Origin of the sequence: uncultured Rothia sp., from assembly GCF_916049665.1 — a bacterium.
In the GTDB taxonomy this organism is placed as follows: Bacteria; Actinomycetota; Actinomycetes; order Actinomycetales; family Micrococcaceae; genus Rothia.
On sequence record NZ_CAJZIE010000022.1, the window covers coordinates 1 to 23,459 of the forward strand.

The following is a 23,459-nucleotide window of genomic DNA, read 5'->3' on the forward strand; positions in this document are numbered from 1 at the left end:
TGCTATTGAGGCTGAGTTATAGAGGCTAAAGCTAACCCGGCTGGAGCAGATATCTGTTCCAGCCGGGTTAGCGCTGTATTTAGCCTCGTATGTTTAGCGGTGTGCGCTTAGCGATGCGCCTGTGCGAGCCAGGGCAGAATGACGCGCAGGGACTGCTCCACCTCGTCCACTGCGACCTTAGCGGCTGCGGGGCCACGGCGGTAGGGGTCTTCCAGCTTGTCGGTATCAAGCGGGCGGGCGCCGTGCGAGTAGAGGTAAGAGAGCGGCTCGGCGCGGCGCGCATCCTCACGGATACGTGCAACCTGCTTGAGGAGCTTGATTTTGGCGTGGTGCTGGGGCCACTCGCGCACGATCCAGTCGGCGTGTACCTTCTCAGCCACCAGGATGATGGTGGCGTTCTCAATAATCTGGCCGTTGAGCTGGCGGGACGCGAAACCTTCGGGGTTATAGCCGCGCTCAATGAGTTCGTTGGCCACGTGTTCGTAGACGCCGTGGCCGACGAGGGCACCGGTGCCTGCGCTGGCGAAAATCCACTTGTCTTCCAGACCGTACTCGGCGGCAAGGTGCTTGGAGATGACCTCGCCGGATGCGCTACGGGCAATGTTGCCGGTGCACACGAAGAGCGCTTCGAAGGGGCCGTCCTTGCGTGTGCTCTCGGCCTGGTTGAGGGTGCTGGGGGAGAACTTGAAGAGGGAGGGACGTTCGCTGCGAGGCTTCGTTGCCTGGCGGGAAACCTGCGTATTCTGGCTGTTGGCTTCTTCGGGGTTGGCAAGCTCTTCGGCATCAACGGTGGGCGCGTTGTGCTGACCCACACGGATAATGCTGGGTCCTGCGGGCTTGTCGTCTACGTCGAGAATGTCACCGGGGGTGGCCTCGATGTCGGTGTGGGTGAGGGGCTGCGCGGAGACGGTTGCGGTACCGTCGGCGCTGAGCTCTTCTTCAGGCGTGACTTTCTGGCTGGCTACCTCGGCGGGGGAGAGGACTTCGTAGTCTTCGATGGCTTCGCGGAGCGAACCGTCGGGGGTGATGGTACGACCGGCTACCCCGCGGCGGTTCTTGCCTGCCAGTTCGGGGTTGCTCTTAATGAGGGAGCGGACTCCGTCAGCAATATTTGCGGAGGGGGAGGCGGCGGTTGCCGGCTGCGCCTCGGCGGTTTCTGCGGAGTTGGTTTTGTCCTCGGAGGACCCCCACGCGTATTTGTCCTTGAGGGACTTAATGTTGAAGATGCCCATCAAAAAGCCTTTTCTAATTGACGTACCCAACAGTGAACAGGGAAGCCGGAAGTGTCGGGTTGGTTGAATGAATAGTATCTATCATACCGAGTTACTTGCACCTTCAACGGCTCCTTTTCCTGTGTGTGGCAAATACCCCTAAATGTCTTGTGTTTTAGCTACGATTTAGAGGTTCTTCTTTCAACTAAAGATGACCAAAAGTACAAGCTTGATGCTGAAAATGTTTAGAGGGTGCGTGCTAGAATTGGCGTGAAATGCTGGTCTTCTTCTCACTCAGAGACCAGCGAGTATACTCACCAACGAGGACCAATGAAGAGGATTTATACTAAGCTTCGCCTGTTTTTCCCGGGACGAACCTTTACGCTACTTGTTTTTAACCTGATCGGCCTGTTCCTCCTATCTTTGATGGAGATGGTTGGCGTTGCTGCAATTCTTCCCATTGTGAATATTGCGATGGGTGAGGAAATTACCGGCTACCTGGCTGTAATTTCTGATATCTTCGGCAACCCTCAGCGTTCTGATTTGGTGCTCTATCTGGGTATTGTTCTGGTGCTCGCCTTTGTGATTAAGGGTATCGCTGCGCTCCTCTTTAAGCGTTGGAGCCTGAAGTTTACTAGTTACCAGCAGCTGGCGACGTCGACAACGATTCTCAACCATTACATGAAGGATAGCTACTTCAACCACAGAAAGTCCCAGCCTGAAGAAACCGTCTACTTGATTAGCACCTACGTGGTGTTTGCTTACCGTGGCTATGTCGGCTCGATCATTAACTTTGTAGGCGACCTGCTCTCAATCCTAGTGTTGTTGGTGATGATTCTGTGTGTTATGCCGATTCCGGCTCTGATTGCCTTCGCCTACTTCGGTATCACTATCGCCGTGATGCAGTTCTTCCTGCGTCGAGGAAACACTAAGTACGGTGAGATTTCTGCTCGTGCCGGTCGTAATGCTCTTCGTTCTCTCTTCGATAACATCAAGGGCTTTCGCGAGATTCGTATTTCTAATTCCCGTGAGTCGACCGTTGAAGAGTACCGCCAGTATGCGTTGCGTGGTGTGAAGAGCGAAGTTAACGTTTCCTTCTTGTCGGACTTCCCCAAGTACGCTCTGGAAATTATCTTCATCGTTGGAATCGCGGGTCTTCTGGGTCTGATGACTTCCACTCAGGGCGCTGATGGCCTTCCTGCCCTCATGCTTTTCGCAACCGCTTGCATCCGTATTCTGCCGAACGCTACCCGTATGGTTGCTTCTATGGGTAGCATCCGTGCGAACGAATTTGCGAGTGAGGAAGTCGCCAAGGTCATCCGCTCGATGAGCCCCGAAGAGCAGCGCCTGCAGATGGTTGAACCTAAGGGCGATTTTGATCCGGCAACCATCATTAACCCGGCTGTTGAACCCGTCGATGTTCTGGTTGATAACCTGGTTTACCGATACCCGGATGGCGATAAGGAGGTTCTCAAGGATATTCAGCTGGATGTGCCGGCAGGTACCTCGGTTGCTTTCGTGGGCGGTTCCGGCTCGGGTAAGACTACTCTTGTTGACCTGATTCTTGGTCTGCTCACGCCGGCGAGCGGCACGATTTCCAGCCAGGGTAAGGACATCCATAATGACCTGCCCTCCTGGTACCAGAAGATTGGTTATGTCCCTCAGGATCCATACCTGGGTAACGGCACTCTGCGTGAGGCAGTCGCCTTCGGCATTCCCAAACAGTACATCGACGATGACCGAGTGAATTACTGCCTCGAGCTGGCAGAGCTGATGCCCGTTGTCGAGACCCTGGAAGACGGCATCAACACTCCAATCGGTGAGAACGGTAACCGCCTCTCCGGTGGTCAGCGTCAGCGTGTGGGTATCGCCCGCGCGATGTACCGCAACCCGAGCCTGCTGATCATGGATGAGGCAACCAGTGCACTGGACAATGAGACTGAGCACAAGATTACTCAGACCATTAACCGCATCTCCCAGGAGATTACCGTGATTATCGTGGCTCACCGCCTTTCCACGGTGCGTAACGTTGATCAGCTGGTGTACCTCTCCCAGGGCCGCATTGCCAATAAGGGAACTTTCAAGGAAGTTCAGGCGGCCAACGAAGAATTTGCGAACCTCGTTCGCCTGGGCCAGCTGCCCGACTAATTGAAACTATGGGGGTGATCGTATAGAGATATAGATACGGTCGCCCCCATATTTAGCCTTCTATCGCTTGTGATTTTCAGGCGCCTCACTCAAAGGACATATTGTGACTCATACTCCCCGTGTTTCTGCGGTTATTCCTTTCTACGGCGAGCCGGAACCGGTTCTTGCCATTATTGATACCCTGCGTGCTCAGCAGGGTATTGACCCCGCCGATATTGAAATCGTTGTCTCTGATGACGTTTCACCCATCCCGTTCCCCGAGGTTGAGGGCGTGACCGTGGTGCGCCGCCCCGTCAACGGCGGTTTCGGTAAGGCCGTGAACTCCGGTGTCGCTGCCGCGACCGGCGAGTGGGTCTTCATCCTCAACAGCGACCTGGAACTGGACGACACCTTCATCTCCCGCATGCTCGCGGCTGTGGAACGTCACGGCGAGGTACTCGCAAGCCCCCAGATTATTGGTCATGACGGTCAGCAGCAGTGGGTGGCACGCAAATTCCCCACCGCAAAGCATGTGGCGTGGGAATGGTTCACCCCGCTGGCTCGTTTCAAGCCGACCAACTGGTGGCACCGAGGCGTCGGCCACGACGTCGAGGCATGCACCGGCACCTCCGATGCGAAGGTCGACTGGGTTATGGGCGCGTGCATGGTCGTTCCCCGCGCGATCTTTAACCGCATCGGCGGCATGGATGAGCGTTTCTACATGAACAGCGAAGAGGTAGATTTCCAGTACCGTCTCTCGAACGCTGGCGTGGACCGCTACCTGATCCCCTCGGTGACTGTAACCCACGAGGGTGGCGGATCTTCGCCCTCCGAGCGTCGTATTCAGTGGCTGACTACCGCTCGCTTCATTTATGCCGATAAGTGGGGTTGGGAGAAGAAACTGGCGAACCTGCTGCGCGTGACCAGCTACGCGAACTTCCTGGTGAACTCGGTGCGCGGTCTGCGCAATAAGGACGTGGACGCTCGCGGCTTCCTTGCCACCGAGTTGGAGCGTATTGCTAAGGCAGAGCGCCGCGAGAACTAGGTGTGAAACCGCCGGAATTTACCGTGATGGTTCCGCATGATTTGTTGCCTTCTTCATAAGAAGGTTCACATAGAACGTAGGAGGCGACACAGTGCACTCGAGTGTGTCGTCTCCTGCTTTCGTTGTAAAATTTCAATAGGTATGTTTTGCCTCAAGTAGCAGGTGAAACTTTCCGTTCCTCTTCACTCCAACACATAGCACCGCACGGTTCTACCCTGCGGGTTCTTATAGCAAACGCCGACAGGATTCAATCCTCATATGACTCAGCCCAAACTTCTACTGCTCTCACCCGCATTCCACGGGTACTGGAAGGCAATTCAGGCATCCCTGGAAGTGCACGGATACGAAGTGCGCACCCACATCTACGATGCCCCGGGTACTCTGCCCGAGCGCATCCTCAACAAGCTTGCCCACGAACTGCCCGAGAAGTACCGCCCCGAAAGCTTCGCAGCGCAGGCAACCCGTAAGGCGATTGACGCTTTCAACGAGTTCCGCCCCGATATTGTGCTGGTCATTAAGGGCGATATGCTCTCCCGCGAATGGTGGGACCTGCTGGAGACCTCCGGCGTTCGCTACGGCACCTGGCTCTACGACGAGATGCGCCGCATGAGCTACACCGAAGAGGACCTGCACCACCTGGGCGCGCTGGCAAGCTACAGCCCGCTGGATGCGCAGCATCTGCGCGAGCAGGGCTTCGAGGTGCTTGATATGCCTAACGCCTACGACACCCACTGCCCGGTTGTCCCCATGCGTGAGGACTCCATCAACTTTGTGGGCGCTAAGTACCCCAACCGTGAGGAGACCCTGCAGGCGCTGGTCGCAGCCGGCCTGCCGGTGCGCGCTTACGGTCGTGCCTGGTCTCGTCACCCCTACGACATTCTGCGCACCAAGCAGTTCAAGGACTCCGGCGTGCCGGCAGGTCGTGATATTGACCGTTCTGAGGCGTACGGCATTATGGCGTCCTCCCCGGCAACGCTGAACATCCACAATAACCAGGACGGCTTCACCATGCGTACCTTCGAGGCGCCCGGCGTTGGCGCCCTGCAGGTGATTGACCGCCCCGACGTGGATCGCTACTACATTCCTGGCGAAGAGGTTCTGGTCTACGAGAGCATCGATGAGCTCATCGAGATTTGTACCCGTATTTTCCGTGAGCCTAAGTGGGCTCGCCAGATTCGTGAGGCCGGTCAGAAGCGTACTCTGGCTGAGCACACCTTCGATCAGCGTGTAAAGATTTTGGAGCAGCTATGGGCCTAAACCTTTCTAAGATTGTGACCAAGATGCCGAGCGTGCGTTGGCACATGGCAGACCTGCTAGGAAAGACCCTGTACTCGCGAGCGTTCGGTTCTTTCGGCTCGGGTACTGTTCTTGTTCGTCCCCTGCGCATGGTCGGTGTAGAGAACATCTACCTTGGTGACCAGATTGCAATCTACGAGGATGCGTGGATTGCTTCTGAAGCCGGAGGTATTCTGCGTATTGGTTCCGGTACCTACGTTGGTCACCGTAGCCATATTCACGCTCTGTCGAATGTGACTATTGGTAAGGACTGTGTCTTTGCCGATAACGTGATGGTCAATTCTGGTGAGCATCCTCTGGACTCTCTGCACGATGTGCAGCCCGGTGGTGACATCGTGATTGGTGATCGTGTTTTCCTGGGTCAGAATGTGTCTGTGCTCGGTGGCGTCACTATTGGAGACGGCGCGGTGATTGGTGCTGGAGCTGTGGTCACCCGCGACATTCCGGCTAACGCTGTGGCTGTGGGCATTCCGGCTACCGTTATTCGAGTCCGTTCTGGGGAGAAGCAGGATGCTTAAGTACCCTCTAGATTTGGATGCTTGGCAGGCGTGGCAGAGGCGTCAGAAGAAGCTGAAGTGGGCTAAGTATAAGCTGAACACGCTTCTTGATTCTGCACGTTCTCAGACTGGCAGGAAGGAACCCGTACGCGGTCTTCTGTACACTCGCGGTACTAAGCCTCAGGTGCTGATTGTTATGGATTCGTTCTCTCCAACGAACCGCAACGCAATCTTGGAACCTCTCAAGCATCTGGATGCTGTCGATGTTGCTCTGTGGGTTCCCGAGGACGCTAGCGAGTACCTGGACGGACAGTATGCGAGCGAGCGCTACTCGCGCAAGGACTGGTCCGAGCAGGAAATCTCCGGCGATGAGCTGATTAGCCTCCTGCCGGATGTTCGTATCGTTCTATCTGCTGCACAGTTCCTTGGACGCGGTGCAGTAGCCTACGAGTTCTCTCGCGCGATTGGTGCTGAGTACTGGATGGTTCAGCACGGTCTTCTGGTGCCTCAAGCACCGCCGCTACCGGTTGGATGCACCCTGCTGGCTTTCAGCGAAGCTGACGCAGAATTTTGGGCGTCGGGTCGCCGCGATGTGACCACCCACGCGGTGGGATCGCAGCTGCTCTACCTGGCGGCGCAGAAAGCTGCCGGTGCTGAGGCGCAGAAGCCGAACGACCTGGAACCGATCTTCCTGGGCCAGATGCACGGTGCGGAACTGCCGCGCGCATCCTTCGCGTACGCTTCGCATTCCTTCTTGAAGAAGTTTGGTGGTGTTTACCGTCCGCACCCGAGTGAGAAGGATAAGCTGTCGGTGCTGACCCACCAGCTGTGGGAGAAGGAAGGCATCCGCATTGACCGCTCCGGCACCCCGCTGAACGAGGTGCCGAACCCGGTGGTATCCATCTTCTCTACCGGTGTTCTGGAGGCGGCAATCCGCGGCATCCCGGCGTGGGTGTACCACCCGGCACCGCCGGCATGGCTGGTGGAATTCTGGGACCGCTACGGCATGAACCAGTGGGGGCAGGAACCGACCCCCGCGCCGGTTCAGCCGAAGAAGGAACCGGCACAGCGTATCGCTGAACTCATGATTGAAACTTTGGAGGCATAATGCGTATTCTCTGCGTCATTCCCGTGCGCGGTGGCTCGAAGGGCATTCCGCGTAAGAACCTGCGCCCCATCGCGGGTAAGCCGCTGGTTGCATGGACTATCGAGCAGGCACTGGCTGCTAAGGAAGAAGTCGCCGGCGAGCACGAGCTGCGTGTTGTCGTCTCCACCGACGATGCTGAGCTGGCTGATATCGCCCGCGAGTACGGTGCCGAGGTACCGTTCATGCGTCCGGCACACCTGGCTGAAGATACCACCGCAACCGAGCCGGTCATTGAGCATGCCATCGAGTTCTACGCCGAGAACGGTTGGGAGCCCGAGGCTGTCATGCTGTTGCAGGCAACCAGCCCCGTGCGTCTGCCCGGCACCCTGGCTCGTGCGGTCCGCCAGTTCGCTGAGAACGGTAAGGACTCCATGGTCGGTGTGATTCCGATTGGTCCGTTCATCTGGACCTGGCACGCAGACGGTGAGCCCACCGCGGCATTCGAGATTATGCATCGCCCGCGCCGCCAGGAGCTGACCAAGGAAACCTTCCGCTATCGCGAGAACGGCTCGATGTACATCACCAAGACTCACGTGTACATGGACCACCATAACCGCCTTGCGGGTTACCCCGGCGGTACCATTGACTTGTTCATGCTGGACGAGGTCGAGGGCGTCGACATTGACGCACCGATTGACTTCTCCGTGGCAGAGCACCAGCTCACTCAGATCCTGGCCGAAGGCAAGTAACCTTCACCAGCGGCAGTACCTCGTCTGCCGCTCCCGGCTTGACCGGCACTCAGGCATTCAACTAAACACTCAAACGAAAAGGTCAAAATCGTGATTATTGAACGCAATATTGCCCCCTACGTGGTCTTCGCTGAAGACCCGATTCTCAACGCCCTGCAGAAGATTTCTGCTAACGGCCAGCGCATCATCTTCCTGGTGAACGAGTCCGGTATTCTGCGCGGTTCGCTCTCTGACGGCGACTTCCGTCGTTGGCTGATTGCTAACCCGACCGCATCCCTGGAGACCAGCGCCCTGGACGCTGCAAACACCAACCCGCAGACCGCACCGGCCGACGCTGACCCCGAGACCCTGCGTGCATACTTCGCCAAGGGTATCAACCACGTGCCGCTGACCGACGAGCGCGGTCACCTCGTGGCACTGGCAATGGACGAGCAGGACGTTCTGCGCATCGGTAAGCACACCATCAGCGAGGATTCCCCCTCCTTCATCATCGCTGAGATCGGTAACAACCACCAGGGTAGCGTTGACTTCGCTAAGGAACTGGTGGACCTGGCTGTTGAGTCCGGCGCGGACGCTGTGAAGTTCCAGCTGCGTGACATGGACGCTCTGTACCGCCAGCGCGGCGCAGCAACCGCAGGTGAGGACCTGGGCGTTCAGTACACCCTGGACCTGCTGTCCCGCTTCTCCCTGACCGTTGACCAGATGTACGAGGTCTTCGACCACGTCAAGCAGCACGACATGGACATCATGTGCACCCCCTGGGACGCACCCTCCGTTCAGGCACTGGTTGACTACGGTATCCAGGGCATGAAGATTGCTTCTGCCGACCTGACCAACCACGAGCTGCTGCGCGACGTGGCTTCCCGCGGTCTGCCCATGCTGGTTTCCACCGGTATGAGCCGTGAGGAAGAGATCCGCGAGTCCGTGGCTCTGCTGCGTAACGCTGGCGCATCCTACGCTCTGCTGCAGTGCCAGTCCGCGTACCCGGCACCCTTCAAGGACGTCAACCTGGCGTACATGGACCGCCTGGCTGAGATCGGTCAGTGCCTGGTCGGTTACTCCGGTCACGAGCGTGGCTACCACGTGCCGATTGCTGCTGTTGCTCGCGGCGCGAAGATTATTGAGAAGCACTTCACCACTGACAAGACCCTCGAGGGTAACGACCACACTGTCTCCCTGCTGCCTGATGAATTCAAGGCAATGGTTCAGCAGATTCGTGAGGTTGAGGCGGCTATTGGTTCCGCTGCTCCTCGCGAGGTATCCACCGGTGAGCTGATGAACCGCGTGAACCTGGCAAAGTCCCTGGTTGCTACCCGCCACATCGCTAAGGGCGAGGTCGTGACCGAGGCTGACGTTGCTGTGAAGTCCCCCGGCCGCGGCCTGCAGCCGAACTACCTGCCGCAGCTGCTGGGCCGCACCATGCAGCGCGACGTTGAAGAAGGCTCGTTCTTCTTCGAGGGTGACCTGAAGGACGACCTGGTGACCCGCCGCGACTTCAAGTTCGACCGCCCCTGGGGTCTGCCGGTTCGCTACCACGACTACAAGCCGCTGATTGAAGAGGCTAAGCCGGACTTCCTGGAGTTCCACTTCTCCTACAAGGACCTCGAGATCAACATCGACGACGTCTTTGACTCCAAGCTGGACATGGGCTTCACCACCCACCTGCCTGACCTGTTCGCAGGTGACTTCCTGGTGGACCTCGCGTCCAAGGACCCCGAGGTGTGGGAGCGCTCCATCGCTGAGGTCCAGCGCACTATCGACATCACCCGTGACCTGACCCGCTACTTCACCGTAGATGAGGACCCGGTCATGGTTGTGACCATGGGTGGCTTCACCAAGGACAAGCACATCCCCGCATCCGCACGTGCTGAGAAGTACGAGCGTATCGGTGAGGCGCTGAAGCGTCTGGACGCATCCGGCGTTCGCCTGGCCGCTCAGACTCTGCCCCCGTACCCCTGGCTGATGGGTGGCCAGCAGTACCACAACCTGTTCCTCGACCCGAAGGACACCGCAGAGTTCTCGCGTGCATTCGATACCGCACTCTGCCTGGACATCTCCCACACCATGCTTGCTTGCAACTTCCTGAACATTCCGCTGTCGGAGGCTGTTGAGCAGCTGGCACCGCTGTCCATCCACCTGCACCTGGTGGACGGCACCGGCGTTGACGGTGAGGGCGTTCAGGTTGGCGAAGGCGACGTCGACTGGGCATCCCTGGGTAAGCAGCTGCGTGAGCTGGCACCGAAGGCATCCTTCATTCCCGAAATCTGGCAGGGCCACATCAACAACGGTGAAGGCTTCTTCACCGCACTGGACCGCCTCGAGAAGTGGCTGTAGAAAGTAGACACTCACTCATGAATTCAAACGGATTTCCCACTGCCCTGTGGGTCGTTCCGGTTCCCGAGTTTGGTGGAGTAGCTCGGCACGTTGTCGATATGGCACGTGCCGGGCTCCCCGGCTTTAACCTGGTTGTTCTCGCACCCGAGGGTAAGCTCACGAGCCGTCTTGAGGAACTGGGTGTCACCGTCGTTAAGGCTGAGTTCGGTCCCGACTACGGTTTTAAGGCTTCCTTTGCTTCTTTGCAGAAGGCTATTGAGCAGCTCCGCCCGGATATTGTGCATAGCCACCTGGCGTATGCAGACGTTGTCGCTACCGCTGTGGTGAATGCTCTGCGCATCCGTAGCGTGATTAAGCGCGGTACCTGTGTGCCGAAGCTTCTGACCACCGAGCACGGTATCGCCGGTAACGACTCGGTGTACCACGGTAGCTCTTGGCGTTCTAAGCTCATGGAGACCGTGCACCGTGTGCGCCTGTGGGGTACCGATCAGGCGATTGCTGTTTCTCGTTCTACCGCTGATCAGATGCGCGCCAAGTGGGGCGCTCGTGGCGTGGAGCTGGTGTACAACGGTGTGGATATCCCCGAGGTGCACGCGGCTGTTGAACAGCAGCGTGTACCTGCCGAGAGTGGTCCGCGTATTCTCTCGCTGTCTCGTCTGTCCCCTGAGAAGGGTATTGACGTGCTGTTGGATGCTTTTGCGCAGCTTCGTGCTGAGTACCCGCAGGCTCATCTTGAGATTGCGGGCTCTGGCGATTTGGCATCCGAGTTGCAGGCACAGGCTCAGCGCCTGAACCTGGGTGATTCGGTGGTCTTCAGCGGCTTCGTTAACCCGATTGAGGCTATGGGCCGTAGCGACATGATTGTTCAGCTGTCGGTGTGGGAGAACTGCTCCTACACTCTGCTGGATGCTAAGGCCGCCGGCTTGAAGACGGTCGCTACCGCTGTGGGCGGCAACCCGGAGATTCTGGGCGCCGATGAGCTGGTGGACCGCCAGAGTGCAACTCTGACTCAGGATGTTCTGCAGGCTATGCGCGCGCAACTACAGAAGAACGCTTCGGAACCGTTCACCTGGATTTCGAACGAGCAGATGGCTGCTCAGACGGTTGATATTTACACTCGTGTACTTCGAGGAGGCCGATGATGAGCCAGACTTCGCAGGTTTACGCGCATCTGAACGAACCCGCCGAGAAGCCAGAGGTTTCGCGTTTCTCTGAAACTATGTCTCGCGGTAGCAATTACGTCCGTCATCAGACCAGCCAGATTCGTATGCCTGAGTTCATCATGGCATTCCTCTTGCTTTTTGGCGACCCGGTACCCGGTGTTGGTTTGCCGTTTAACCAGGTAATCATTCTTCTGCTGGCGCTGTACGGTCTGACCCGTAAGCCAACTTTTGACGTGAGCCGTTTTTCCGGTTTGCGCGCCATCATGTTTATTGCAATGGGTTACCTCGCGCTCGTCTCAATTAATGGTGTTCACTCTGAAGATGCATCGGATTGGACGCGTCGTTTGCTCCGTCTTGTAGCGGCAACCGTGTTGATTTGGGCTATTGCAGCCGGACGCCTGCATATTCGTTCTATCGTTCTGGGATACTCATCGGCGATTCTTTTCAACGCTGTAGGGTATTTTGCAGGTTTTGCCCCGACAACTGGTTATGTTGGTTATCTGACCGGCTGGCTGGGTGACAAGAACTTCTCGGGTCTAGTGTACTGTCTGTTTGGTCTGTTGGTTCTGAGCTTTGCCCGTAACAAGTTTGAAGTTATCGGTGCTATTGTGGTCTTCTCCGGCTTGCTATGGGCTACAGGTTCTCGTACCTCTATTGCGGCGTATGCGGCGGGCCTGATTTGGATCGTTCTTGCGCACCGTTTGAAGACTTTTGGCCGCATTGCTTTGGGTGTGGCCTTGTACTGGCTGATCGATATTTTGACTAGTGACTACGCGCAGTCTGGTGCCTTCGCAGACCGTACCGGTACCGATGCGCTTCGTTCACTGATTGACCAGGCATCTGAGATTAAAGTCCAGGCAACTGGCTTCTTTGGTCAGGGCTTGGGCGAAGCGTATGTATATCTGGCACACACTGGTTCGAAGACCTGGTTCTTCCACAATTCATACTGGTCTGCGCTTGTGGAGGGCGGCTGGCCCTGGATGATTCTGGTCGTTACCATTACCTTGCTCTTTATCGTGAATGTTTTTAGCGGCCAGAAGACTCTGCCGGCTAAATTCTATGTTGTACAGGGCGCTGGTGTCGCCATCATGATTTGTGCATCGCGTCTGGGCGAGGTGTTCTACACCTGGCCGTGGGCTATTGCCTGTGGCTTGGCTCTGCGCGTGTTGCTACTTGAGCGTGAACAGCGTTTGGGCACCGGCCACGATGAGGAAAGTATTGAAGGCTTTGACGAGCGAATTGAAATTCGTGAGGCGGAAGAGAAGTCGCAACACGTTGCGCCGATGTGGAAGGACGAAAATGTCTAAGTCTACTCGAGTTCCTGAAGTTAGCGTCATTATTTGTGCGCTGAACGCTGCATCGACTCTTCCTTGCCAGCTCAAAGCTCTGGAGAACCAGGAAACTGAGCTTCCGTACGAAGTGATTCTGGTAGACAACGGTTCGGAGGACAACACCCGTGCCGTTATGGAAGCATGGGCTCTGGAACCCCGAGAGGATAAGTTCACCGTCAAGGTTGTTGACGCCTCGGCTACTCCGGGTATCCCTGCGGCCCGTAACGCTGGCGCACGTGCCGCATCTGGTAGGGTCTTAGCATTCTGCGATGCTGATGATGAAGTATCGCCTCAGTGGGTTCATGCGTTTTCAGACGTGCAGGATAAGGAACTGGCAGGCGGCTGGATTCGTGCCTTTGACGCTAACGGCAATCCCCGTCCCGATGCATTTGGTAAGGGCCTGATTGCAACTCCTTATTTGCCGCACGTAGGTAACTGCAATTGCGCTATTACCCGTGCACGCTTCTTTGAAATTGGCGGCTACGATGAGTCCCTTCCTCGCTACGGCTATGAGGACGTGGATATTTCGTGGCGCCACCAGGAAGCTGACGGCGTGATGCGTTTTATCCCTGAAGCAGAGATTCGTTTTACTCTCTCGGAGGGAAAGAGCTCTATCCGTAAGAAGTACGAGCTGGGTGTGGGACGTGTACTGATGGCCCGTCGTTTCCCGAAGTACGACCCTGCAACATATTCGTTGAAGTCTACTGTGACGGGTAGTGTTCAGCAGTTGCTGAATATTCTGCGTCAGGCGGTGACCCAGCGTAAGGTTGCTCGTCGTGATATTGCTACCTGGGTTGCTTCGTTGGGGCGTATTCGCGGAAGTATCAAATACTCCGGTAAGAATTATGTACCCGCCCGCAAGCTGGTGAAGGAGTAGAAGGATGGAGAAAGAACTCTACATCGCCACCAATAACGGTGATATGGGCGGCGGCGAGGTCATGCTCCTGAACATTGCCCGCGCAGCCCGTAGCCTTGGCTACAAGGTCACTATTGTGGGTCCTTCCGAGCCGAAGCAGCTTGTAGAAGCTGCTGCAGATGAGGGGTTCCCCCGCATTGTCTTGCCGGCTAAGAACCGCGCACAGTACATGGTGGCTCTGCGTAGCTGGCATGCCCGCCACAAGGACGTTCTGCTGTGGTGCAACGGTCTGGTTCCCGCAGCGGCAACGGGCGGTCGTAAGAACCGCATCGTGCACCTGCACCAGCTGCCTACCGGTGTGAACGCGAAGCTCGTACCCTTTGCCCGCCATAAGGCGTCTGTCACCCTGGTCCCGAGCCGCTATGTGGCGCGCGCCTGCCCCGGTAGCGAGCTGTTCGCGAACTGGGTCAGTGGCGTGTCCACTGAGCTGGATCACCGTGTGGGGGAGCGACGCCTCCGTATCGGTTACCTGGGACGTTTGACTCCGTCTAAGGGCATCGCGACCCTGTGCCAGGCGATGAGTTCCCTGAACGCTAACGGTATCGAATACGACCTGGTGATTGGTGGCGAGCCTGTCTTCGCATCTGATGAGGAACGCGCGGAGGTTGAGGACGCGCTAGCTCGTGTTGCTGCCTTCAGCACACGTTTGGGCTGGACTACCCCGGACCGTCTTTTCGGTGACATCGACATGCTCGTTGTACCTTCGATTGCCCCCGAGTCTTTTGGCTTGGTGGTCGCTGAAGCGATGAGCGCGCGCGTGCCTGTGGTTGTCAGTGATGCTGGTGCTCTGTCGGAGGTGCTGGGTGGCGCATCGTACCCGTACGTTGTGCCTGCTGATCAGCCGGTAGCTCTTGCACAGGCTATTAAGAGCCTTGGTACTGAGCTTCGAGAAGATACGGATGCACTGGCGGAGCGAACCTCCGAGCTGTTCTGGCGCTGGCAGGAAAACTACTCGCCTGAAGCAGGTAAGGTCCGTGTTGGTGAGATTCTGGAGCGTTTTATCCGCTAAGGTGCTTCTAAACATATAAGCCATTCCCAACGGATATCCTCTCACTCAAACCCCGAAGGAAAATTATGACAACTACTCACCGCTACAAGGCTGCGGTTATCATCCCCTCTCGCGGTGGTGCAAAGATTCTGCACTACCCGCTGGATGCGCTTGCCGCCCAAACCGAGAAGGACTTCCAGGTTATCGTGGTCCTCGACGGCGATATCGATAACAGCGAAGCTGTGCTTGACCGCTACATCGCAGAAGGCAAGCTGAACCTGACCAAGATTGTTTTCGAGGAGAACCGCGGTCGTGTGGCAGCGCTGAACGCTGGCCATCGTGCGGCTGATGCGGATATCCTCATCCGTTGCGATGATGATCTGGAACCCGATTCCAACTACGTTGCGAACCACCTCAAATACCATGAGGCTCCCGGTGAGCACGGCGTAATCGGTATCTATTTGAACCAGTTCCCGGACACTCCCTACTCTCGTGTGTACGGTAACTACCGCGACCAGAAGTTCCGTGAAGCTGCGTACCAGGTTGCGCCTGAGAAGCGCTGGATTTACTGGGCAGGTAATGTGTCTATGTCGAAGAAGCTCTTCGACGAGATTGGTGGCTATGACCCCGCGTACCGTCTCTACGGGTGGGAAGACGTAGACATGGGTTACGAGGTTGCTCAGCACGGTGGCAAAATCCACATTGCCCCTGAGCTGGCGACTAAGCACTACGTGGCTGCTACCACTACTGCTGTGCGTGCTCTGCGCGCCCTGCACTCGGGTTCTGCCCGCACTATCTTCGTGCGTAAGCACGGCGAGGAAGCGCACCCAGCCCCGAACCCGACAGGCGCATGGGGCTTGCTGGTCAAGGCCCTTGCTCGTTTCACCACGGAGAAGACCATTAAGGCTTTGGGCGATGCAAGCGATAAGATTCTGCTGAAGTTGCCTGCTAAGGCGGCTGAGAAGCTTGTGGCACTGCAGGTTGAGGCTGCATCCTACGCCGGTATTCACTATCCTGAGCGAGCTCAGAAAGTTTTCTAGGAGGAAAAGAAAATGTCACTCACTCAGCTCTTGACCTCCGCTCCGTTTACCGGGCCGAAGAACCCCGACGCGGTGCTTGCGGATATCCCGAAGAGCCTCAAGAAGCTTGGCCGCCTGGCGCGCCGTTACGTGCCGCTGGTTAAGCCTGAGGCGACTGAAGAGATCGCAATTGCCCACGATTACCTGACTCAGCGCGGCGGTGCGGAGCGTGTTGTGCTGGCAATGCACCGTGCATTCCCGGATGCACCGATTTACACGACTTTGTACGACCCGGAGGGTACCTTCCCGGAGTTCAAAGACGCGAAGATTATCACGAGTCCTTTGAACAAGATTGGCTACCTGCGTCGTAACCACCGCATGGCTCTGCCGATTCTGCCGTTTGCTTCTTCTTTCTTGAAGGTGCCGGCTGAGCGTGCTGTGGTGTCGACGACCGGTTGGGCGCACGGCTTTAACTTTGCTGGCCGTAAGTTTATTTACTGCCATTCGCCGGCGCGCTGGCTGTACTTGAGCGATCAGTACCTGGGTGAGAAAAGCACCGGTCCCGTGCCGTTGTTGCTGAAGACTCTGCGTCCTGCACTGATGCTGTGGGACCACTGGGCGGCTCACCGTTCGGCGGTCTACGTGGCGAATGCGAGCGTGATTAAGAAGCGCATTGAGACGGTGTACGGTAAGAAGGATGTTCCGATTTTCTTCCCGCCGCACTCGGTAGACACCACCGCACCGGTTGAACCTATTCCGGGTCTGGAAGAGTTCACCGAGGCGGAGGACTACTTCCTGATTGTTTCGCGCCTGCTACCCTACAAGAACGTTGATAAGGCTGTTGAGGCATGCAACGAGCTGGGTAAGAAGCTGCTGGTGGTTGGTCGCGGCCCTGAGAAGGAACGCCTTGAAGCGCTTGCGGGCCCCACCGTTCGTATCGTTTCTGGTATTTCGGATGCCCAGCTGCGTTACGCGTACCGTCACTGTCTGGCTCTGCTGGCTATCTCTTACGAGGACTTCGGCATTACCCCGCTGGAGGCTGGCGCTAGCGGCAAGGCTGTGATTGCGTACCGCGCCGGCGGCTTCCTGGATACCATCCAGGAGGGCAAGACCGGTATGTTTATCAACCAGCCGACCGTGGAGCAACTGGTGGAAGCTCTCAAGGCTTTCAACCCGGCTGACTGGGACGCTGACTATATCCGCGAGCACGTTGACGGTTTCTCGGAGGCTCGTTTCATTAGCCGTCTGAAGACCTACGTGCAGGCTCTGCCCGAAGACTAGAAGCGCTAGACGGCTCATAGAAGAAGGCGGGGCGGTAGAACTATAAAAGTTCTACCGCCCCGCCTTCTTTGCATCTTCTGGGAGGCCTAGCGGGCTTCTAGGAGCCCCTTGGAGAGCAGCTCGGGAATGAAACCCTCGATCTGCGGTCCCATGGTTTCTACGGGCTGCTCATACATTTCGCAGAGCAGATCGATAGCTTCCTGTAGAGACATCGGGTCTTCAAAAATACTCCAAATAATGGAGGCAGAATCCTGAAGAACAGACAGCTCACCGTTGGCAAGATTTGCAAGATACGTTGCTGTGGGGGAGTACTTAGCGAACTCTTCAGAATGAACGTACGCGATGTTCTCGGGGATACCGTAGACGGTCTGATGGGAATCTACCGGGTTGCTCATTTTTTCACCTTGATTCCGAAACGTTCAAAGAACTTGGCACGAATTTCAGCCTTGGTGGGGGTGCGTCCCAGCTGCATTGCCAAGTGGTCCTTATTCACGAAGAAAATATTTTTGAGGGTGCGTAGCTTATCGTGCATGGTGGTCGCCGACTGCAGGCGCCCGATCCACTGAATATAGTGGGGGACGTCCTGAGAGACAGACAGCCACAGCAGGTAGTCGCGGTCGTCACGGTACTGCTCCAGACCGCCCATAGCCGCGCTATACGCCAGGGATGAGTCAAGCTCCTCCGCACGGGCGCGCAGGCGCTGCCAATCGCTGTACGAGAGCAGAGAGACCAGATAGTTAATATCTGCGCTGTAGCGCGATGCTGCGCGGGCGCGGTGAAGCACCACGAGAAGACGCGCATCCAAATCGCAGGGGACAGTACAGGGACGGTGAGCGATCATACGGGTCTTGCGCGCCGCCCAGACGCGGTCAAAAGCCTTCTCGTAGTCGCCGTGGCGTCCTAGACCGGGGAAGAAACGATGAATGTCAGTTAGACCCCATGAAGCGTGGTAGAGCGTCATCGCGTGTTCGAACACGGAGCCTGTCTCGAAATGCGCTTGAATACGCCATCCGTCTGCCCTGAGAATCTCTACAAAACGGTCCACGTGAGAGGGACGGACCAGCAGGTCAGCGTCGGAGCTGTACCTGCCCTTGCGGTAAATTTCCTGGGAGAAAGCGTAGCCTTTGACATGCAGAATATCGATGGAATGCAGGTCGGCAATTCGCTGGAAGTAGGCGTGCGCAAGCCGAATCCGTGCCGCAAGAGGAGTGGTCTGCGGCTCCGGGGTATTGGGTGAGTGAGTGGTCACAATAGCCTTTCGGTGCACATGTATACCAGATAAGTATAAGGCGGGACGGGCAGAAAAACTGCCCATCCCGCCCTAAGTCGCTCCCTAAGATTTGGGGCGCTTATTACGTTATTACTTCTTAGCCGAGGACTTCTTTGACGACTTCTTGTCGCCGTCCTTACCGTAACCGTAGTAGGTGGAGTAACCGACGTACGAGCTTGCGTAGCCGAAGCCGTAGTAGGAGTTACCCAGGCCCTTACGGGGTGCACGGTTCAGAACCATACCGAAGAGGTTAGCGTTGACCTTCTTCAGGATGCTTGCTGCCTCAGTCATCTGCTCACGGTGGCTTCGACCGATAGAACCAACGAGGATCACGCCATCCACGGAGTGGGAGAGCAGTGAAGCGTCGGTCACGGGCAACAGCGGCGGAACGTCGACAACCACGATGAACTCTTCGGAGAGCTCGTTGATCAGCTGGCGCATCTTATCCGAGCCCAGAAGTTCGGAGGGGTTCGGGGGGATACGACCTGCAGGCAGGACGAAGAGATTCGAATCGCCCAGCTGGTGTACAGCGTTAGCAATCTCAACCTGGCCAGCCAGAACCTGGGTCAGACCAACCTTAGCGTCGAGCTTCAGCTTCTTAGCCACGGTCGGGCGGCGGAGGTCGGCGTCAATGAGGATGACGGGCGAACCCGCATCAGCCATTGCACGAGCCAGCGACAGCGACACGGTCGACTTACCTTCACCGGGCACCGCGGAGGTGACGATGAACGAACGCGGGGGAGTGTCAACGTTCACGAAACGCAGGTTAGTGCGCAGCTGACGGATGGACTCCTGTGCGATGTGATCGTCGGTGTCACCGTTAACGATGTTCTCTTCGTTCAGGTCCTCACTGACGGGCAGAACACCCAGGATGCTTGCGCCGGTTGCCTTGGTAGCGTCGTCACGGGTGCGGATGCGCTGATCCAGCGCGCGGCGCAGGAAGATTGCCAGGTACACCAGGCCCAGACCAGCTACAGCGCCGATGAGCACGTTCTGCTCGTAGTTCGGAGCCACCAACGGCGGGTTCACGCTTGCGTTGTTCAGCGGAATCACGCGAACGGTGTTACCGCCGGCCGGGGTTGCGCCGGTGTTTTCGCCGTTCACCAGGGCCTGAGCGTTACCGGGGTTCTGCTCAATTTCCTTGATGTAGTCGGCGGTAGCCTGCAGTGCACCGTTAGCGAGCAGCTGTGCGTTCTTCGGGGAAGAAGCCTTCGCGTTCACGGTAATCAGTGCAGCGTTGTCACCAGCGGTTGCGGTGAGGCTAGAACGAATCTGGCCGGTGGTCAGGGACAGCTCGGGGGTGTTCTGCTTAATCTTCTGTGCCACGGCCTCGGAGGAGACGATTGCCGCGTAGGAGCGAGCGCGTTCCTTAGCGGCTGTAGAGCCCGAGAGAACATCCACCGTACCGGACTCGCCCACGGTCACGTAGCCCGAGGACGATGCAGCGTAGACCTTCGGCTGCAGAGATGCATAGCCGAAGCCCGCTGCGGCACCGACAACGATGCCAATGATCAGCAGCCAGAGGTTAGCCCTCGTGGTGCGGAAAAATTCCAAAATGGTCATGGTAGTGAGAATACTCCAGAAAGTTTGAGTTAGTGTACCTGCAACGTGGAGTGTTGTTGCAGGCGGTGAAGGGATACGAAGATCCCCCGGTGTTTATTAGCGGAGCAATCCGAGCAGGTAGCTACCGTAACCGCTCTTAACGAGGGGGGTAGCGATGTCGCGCAACTGCTCATCGGAGAGCCAACCGTGGCGCCACGCAATTTCCTCCGGACAACCAACTGATAGGCCCTGACGGCTCTGAACAGTGCGGATGAAGTTAGTGGCATCAGCGAGTGAATCAAAGGTTCCGGTATCGAGCCACGCGGTACCGCGAGGAAGAACCTCAACCTTCAGTTTACCCTGTTCCAGGTAGACGCGGTTAAGGTCAGTGATTTCCAACTCACCGCGCGGGGAAGGCTTGATCTGACGTGCATACTCTACAACCTTGGAGTCGTAGAAGTACAGACCCGGAATAGCGTAGTCGCTCTTGGGGTTCTCGGGCTTCTCTTCGATGGACAGTGCGTTGAAGTTCTCGTCGAACTCCACCACGCCGTAGGCGCGAGGATCAGCAACCTGGTAAGCGAAGACGGTTGCGCCGTCCTTCTGCTCGTAGGTGGCAAGCTGAGTACCCAGGCCGGGACCGTAGAAGATATTGTCACCGAGCACGAGCGCTACAGGGTCATTGCCAATAAAGTCGGCACCCAGAATAAATGCCTGTGCCAGGCCGTCCGGGGAAGGCTGCACCTTGTATTCGAGATTAATACCGAAACGGGAGCCGTCACCGAGCAGTCGCTGGAACTGTTCCTGGTCGGCAGGAGTGGTAATAATCAAAATATCGCGGATACCCGCCAGCATGAGAGTGGACAGCGGGTAGTAAATCATCGGCTTGTCATAGACCGGAGTGAGCTGCTTGCTAATACCCTGAGTGATAGGGTGCAAACGGCTTCCGGTACCGCCGGCAAGAATAATTCCCTTCATAACTTCTTATTGTGTCATGTTTATCTCTTTGTTGAGGCATAAAAATCACTGTTTAGCCAGGTAAAATCTACCGTATGGCTCACATTCTTGTTACCGGCGGTGCCGGTTTTATTGGTTCGAACTTTGTTCACCACCTCATCGATAACACTGATCACACTATTACTGTGCTGGATAAGATGACCTACGCCGCAAATGCTGCGTCTTTGGAGGGTCTTCCTGAATCCCGCTTCAAGCTCGTCGTAGGCGACATCGCCGACCGCGAGCTGGCTGACGAACTGGTCGGTAAGGCAGACGCTGTTGTCCACTACGCTGCGGAATCGCACAACGACAACTCCCTGTCCAACCCCGAACCGTTCATCCACACTAACCTCATCGGTACTTTCAGCCTGCTGGAAGCAGTCCGTAAGCACGGCACTCGCTACCACCACATCTCCACCGACGAGGTCTTCGGCGACCTCGAGCTGGACGATCCGGCAAAGTTCACCGAAACCACCCCCTACAACCCCTCTTCCCCTTACTCCTCCACCAAGGCAGGTTCCGACCTGCTCGTGCGTGCATGGGTCCGCTCCTTCGGTATTGAAGCAACCATCTCTAACTGCTCCAACAACTACGGCCCCTACCAGCACATTGAGAAGTTCATCCCCCGCCAGATCACTAACATCCTCTCGGGCCTGACCCCGAAGCTCTACGGCGAGGGCCTGAACGTTCGTGACTGGATTCACGCATCCGACCACTCTTCTGCTGTGCTGCGCATCCTGGAGCAGGGCAAGATTGGCGAAACCTACCTCATTGGTGCGGACGGCGAAGAGAACAACATCACCGTTCTGCGCACCATCCTGCGCCTGATGGGCAAGGATGAGAACGACTTCGAGCACGTGGTTGACCGCCCCGGTCACGACCTGCGCTACGCAATCGACGGTAGCCGCCTGCGTGCAGAGCTCGGCTGGGAGCCGAAGTTCACCGACTTCGAGTCCGGTCTTGCCGACACCATTAAGTGGTACACCGACAACCGCAGCTGGTGGGAGCCCCTGAAGGCTGAGGTCGAGGCGAAGTACGCAAAGGCTGGCCAGTAATGACCAAGGAATTGAAGGTTACTGAAACCGAGATTCCCGGCCTGCTCATCATTGACCTGCCGGTTCACGGCGATAACCGCGGCTGGTTCAAGGAAAACTGGCAGCGCGAGAAGATGGTTGCAGCCGGTCTGCCCGACTTCAACCCGGTGCAGAACAACATCTCGTTCAACGCTTCGGTAGGTACCACCCGTGGTATCCACGCCGAGCCGTGGGATAAGTACGTTTCTGTTGCGACCGGCCGTATCTTCGGTGCGTGGGTTGACCTGCGCGCTGGCGAGTCCTTCGGCAAGGTCGTCACCGTTGAGCTGGGTCCGGACACCGCAATTTTCGTGCCCCGCGGCGTGGGCAACTCCTTCCAGACCCTGGAAGAGAACACCGCCTACACCTACCTGGTGAATGACCACTGGTCGGCGGACGCAGTATCCGGCTACAGCTTCCTGAACCTTGCCGATGAGACCGTCGCAATTGACTGGCCCATCGACCTGGCGAAGGCTGAGCTCTCAGAGAAGGACCGTAACCACCCGCGTCTGAACGAGATTAAGCCCCTGGAAGCCGACCCGATCCTGATTATTGGCGCGGGCGGTCAGCTCGGCACCGAGCTGGTTCGCCAGCTCACCGAGCAGAACGTACCCTTCCTGGCTGTGGATCGCGACCGCCTCGACCTGGGCAAGCCCGAGCAGTGGCGCGACGCATTCCGCTGGCGCTCCTTCCGCGCGGTCATCAACGCTGCAGCGTACACCGCAGTGGATCAGGCAGAAACCCCCGAGGGTCGCCGCGACGCCTGGGCAGCTAACGCCCTGGGCGTGAGCGCTCTTGCCTCCATCTGTGAAGAAGCTAACCTGCCGCTGGTACACGTATCCACCGACTACGTCTTTGACGGCTCCCTGCCCCTGGGCGAGGAATACCCGGAGGACCACCCGCTGGCACCGCTGAGCGTCTACGGCGCATCCAAGGCTGCCGGTGAGGTTGCCGCCGCCGCATGGCGTAAGCACTACACCCTGCGCACCAGCTGGGTTGTTGGTGCCGGCAAGAACTTCGTAGGCACCATGGCATCCCTGGCTGAGCGCGGCATTGACCCGTCCGTGGTTGCCGACCAGTGGGGCCGCCCGACCTTCACCCAGGACCTGGCAGCAGCTGCCCTGCACCTGCTCTTCTCCGGCGCTGAATACGGCACCTACAACGTGTCGAACACCGGTGAAGTCATCAACTGGGCACAGTTCGCTCGTGCAGTGTACGAGGGTACCGGCCACGACCCGGCACGCGTCAGCGACACCACCACCGAGGAATACTTCGCCAACGCTGAGCTCTTCGCTCACCGTCCGACGAACTCGGCAATGGACCTGTCCAAGCTGATTGCTGCAGGCTTCACCCCGCGTGATCACCGCGAGGCGCTCGCCGCCTACCTGGCAGAAATGGGCTCCTAATCCTCTAAGGATTCGACCCTATATCTGCTGACAACAGCATAAAAGGCGTGAAAAACGCCATATCGCAGGTTCCCGGCCCTTGAAGAAGAGCCGGGAACCTGTACAATATTGTCTTGGCCAAGGCGAGG

General features: G+C 57.3%; 20 protein-coding genes. 15 read left to right on the forward strand and 5 right to left on the reverse strand.

The window, feature by feature from the left end:
* Positions 1-107: 107 nt before the first annotated feature.
* Positions 108-1,232, reverse strand: coding sequence for a phosphotyrosine protein phosphatase (locus QZ540_RS03375; protein ID WP_294627752.1), 1,125 nt, complete (start codon positions 1,230-1,232; stop codon positions 108-110).
* 309 nt (positions 1,233-1,541) lie between these two features.
* On the opposite strand from QZ540_RS03375, the gene QZ540_RS03380 reads away from it, so the two are divergent.
* The 13 genes from QZ540_RS03380 to QZ540_RS03440 all read left to right on the forward strand — a co-directional run bounded on the left by QZ540_RS03380 (position 1,542) and on the right by QZ540_RS03440 (position 17,044).
* The gene (locus QZ540_RS03380; protein ID WP_294627754.1) at positions 1,542-3,359 is read left to right on the forward strand and encodes an ABC transporter ATP-binding protein; all 1,818 of its coding nucleotides are present in this window, start codon (positions 1,542-1,544) and stop codon (positions 3,357-3,359) included.
* Positions 3,360-3,462: 103 nt separating this feature from the next.
* Positions 3,463-4,383: a glycosyltransferase family 2 protein gene (locus QZ540_RS03385; RefSeq protein ID WP_294627756.1), complete on the forward strand. Its 921-nt coding sequence runs from the start codon at positions 3,463-3,465 to the stop codon at positions 4,381-4,383.
* 258 nt (positions 4,384-4,641) lie between these two features.
* Positions 4,642-5,640: a glycosyltransferase gene (locus QZ540_RS03390; RefSeq protein ID WP_294627758.1), complete on the forward strand. Its 999-nt coding sequence runs from the start codon at positions 4,642-4,644 to the stop codon at positions 5,638-5,640.
* Positions 5,631-6,197: a DapH/DapD/GlmU-related protein gene (locus QZ540_RS03395; RefSeq protein WP_012904026.1), complete on the forward strand. Its 567-nt coding sequence runs from the start codon at positions 5,631-5,633 to the stop codon at positions 6,195-6,197. The genes QZ540_RS03390 and QZ540_RS03395 overlap by 10 nt, the downstream gene beginning before the upstream one ends.
* On the forward strand, positions 6,190-7,284 hold the full coding sequence (locus QZ540_RS03400) for an RNA-binding protein (protein WP_294627760.1): 1,095 nt from the start codon (positions 6,190-6,192) through the stop codon (positions 7,282-7,284). The genes QZ540_RS03395 and QZ540_RS03400 overlap by 8 nt, the downstream gene beginning before the upstream one ends.
* A complete protein-coding gene (locus QZ540_RS03405; protein ID WP_049355026.1) occupies positions 7,284-8,012 on the forward strand; it encodes a cytidylyltransferase domain-containing protein in 729 nt (242 codons plus the stop codon). The genes QZ540_RS03400 and QZ540_RS03405 overlap by 1 nt, the downstream gene beginning before the upstream one ends.
* Before the next feature lie 90 nt (positions 8,013-8,102).
* On the forward strand, positions 8,103-10,346 hold the full coding sequence (locus QZ540_RS03410; RefSeq protein ID WP_294627761.1) for an N-acetylneuraminate synthase family protein: 2,244 nt from the start codon (positions 8,103-8,105) through the stop codon (positions 10,344-10,346).
* Positions 10,347-10,363: 17 nt separating this feature from the next.
* Positions 10,364-11,488 (forward strand): glycosyltransferase family 4 protein, encoded by a 1,125-nt coding sequence (locus tag QZ540_RS03415; RefSeq protein WP_294627763.1) that lies wholly within the window; start codon positions 10,364-10,366, stop codon positions 11,486-11,488.
* A complete protein-coding gene (locus QZ540_RS03420; RefSeq protein WP_294627765.1) occupies positions 11,485-12,816 on the forward strand; it encodes an O-antigen ligase family protein in 1,332 nt (443 codons plus the stop codon). Before QZ540_RS03415 ends, QZ540_RS03420 begins: the two co-directional genes overlap by 4 nt.
* Positions 12,809-13,717 (forward strand): glycosyltransferase family 2 protein, encoded by a 909-nt coding sequence (locus QZ540_RS03425; RefSeq protein WP_294627768.1) that lies wholly within the window; start codon positions 12,809-12,811, stop codon positions 13,715-13,717. The genes QZ540_RS03420 and QZ540_RS03425 overlap by 8 nt, the downstream gene beginning before the upstream one ends.
* Before the next feature lie 4 nt (positions 13,718-13,721).
* Entirely contained in the window at positions 13,722-14,765 is a 1,044-nt protein-coding gene (locus QZ540_RS03430) for a glycosyltransferase family 4 protein (RefSeq protein WP_294627770.1), read from the forward strand.
* 65 nt (positions 14,766-14,830) lie between these two features.
* A complete protein-coding gene (locus QZ540_RS03435; RefSeq protein ID WP_294627772.1) occupies positions 14,831-15,784 on the forward strand; it encodes a glycosyltransferase family 2 protein in 954 nt (317 codons plus the stop codon).
* Positions 15,785-15,796: 12 nt separating this feature from the next.
* Positions 15,797-17,044: a glycosyltransferase gene (locus tag QZ540_RS03440; protein WP_294627773.1), complete on the forward strand. Its 1,248-nt coding sequence runs from the start codon at positions 15,797-15,799 to the stop codon at positions 17,042-17,044.
* A gap of 86 nt (positions 17,045-17,130) precedes the next feature.
* Here the strand turns inward: QZ540_RS03440 and QZ540_RS03445 are convergent, their stop codons facing one another.
* The 4 genes from QZ540_RS03445 to rfbA form a co-directional block, all read right to left on the reverse strand.
* Positions 17,131-17,439, reverse strand: coding sequence for a PqqD family protein (locus tag QZ540_RS03445; RefSeq protein WP_294627774.1), 309 nt, complete (start codon positions 17,437-17,439; stop codon positions 17,131-17,133).
* Positions 17,436-18,293, reverse strand: a complete 858-nt coding sequence (locus QZ540_RS03450) for a nucleotidyltransferase family protein (RefSeq protein WP_294627775.1) — start codon at positions 18,291-18,293, stop codon at positions 17,436-17,438. The genes QZ540_RS03445 and QZ540_RS03450 overlap by 4 nt, the downstream gene beginning before the upstream one ends.
* 111 nt (positions 18,294-18,404) lie before the next feature.
* Entirely contained in the window at positions 18,405-19,877 is a 1,473-nt protein-coding gene (locus tag QZ540_RS03455; RefSeq protein ID WP_294627777.1) for a polysaccharide biosynthesis tyrosine autokinase, read from the reverse strand.
* A 96-nt stretch (positions 19,878-19,973) separates the two neighbouring features.
* Positions 19,974-20,834 carry a glucose-1-phosphate thymidylyltransferase RfbA gene (gene rfbA / locus QZ540_RS03460; RefSeq protein ID WP_294627779.1) on the reverse strand — a complete coding sequence of 287 codons (861 nt, stop codon included), beginning with the start codon at positions 20,832-20,834 and terminating at the stop codon, positions 19,974-19,976.
* A gap of 74 nt (positions 20,835-20,908) precedes the next feature.
* Between rfbA and rfbB the strand changes: the two genes are divergently transcribed.
* Positions 20,909-21,907, forward strand: a complete 999-nt coding sequence (rfbB, locus tag QZ540_RS03465) for a dTDP-glucose 4,6-dehydratase (protein ID WP_070832849.1) — start codon at positions 20,909-20,911, stop codon at positions 21,905-21,907.
* Positions 21,907-23,331: a dTDP-4-dehydrorhamnose reductase gene (gene rfbD, locus QZ540_RS03470; protein ID WP_294627782.1), complete on the forward strand. Its 1,425-nt coding sequence runs from the start codon at positions 21,907-21,909 to the stop codon at positions 23,329-23,331. The genes rfbB and rfbD overlap by 1 nt, the downstream gene beginning before the upstream one ends.
* Positions 23,332-23,459 lie beyond the last annotated feature (128 nt).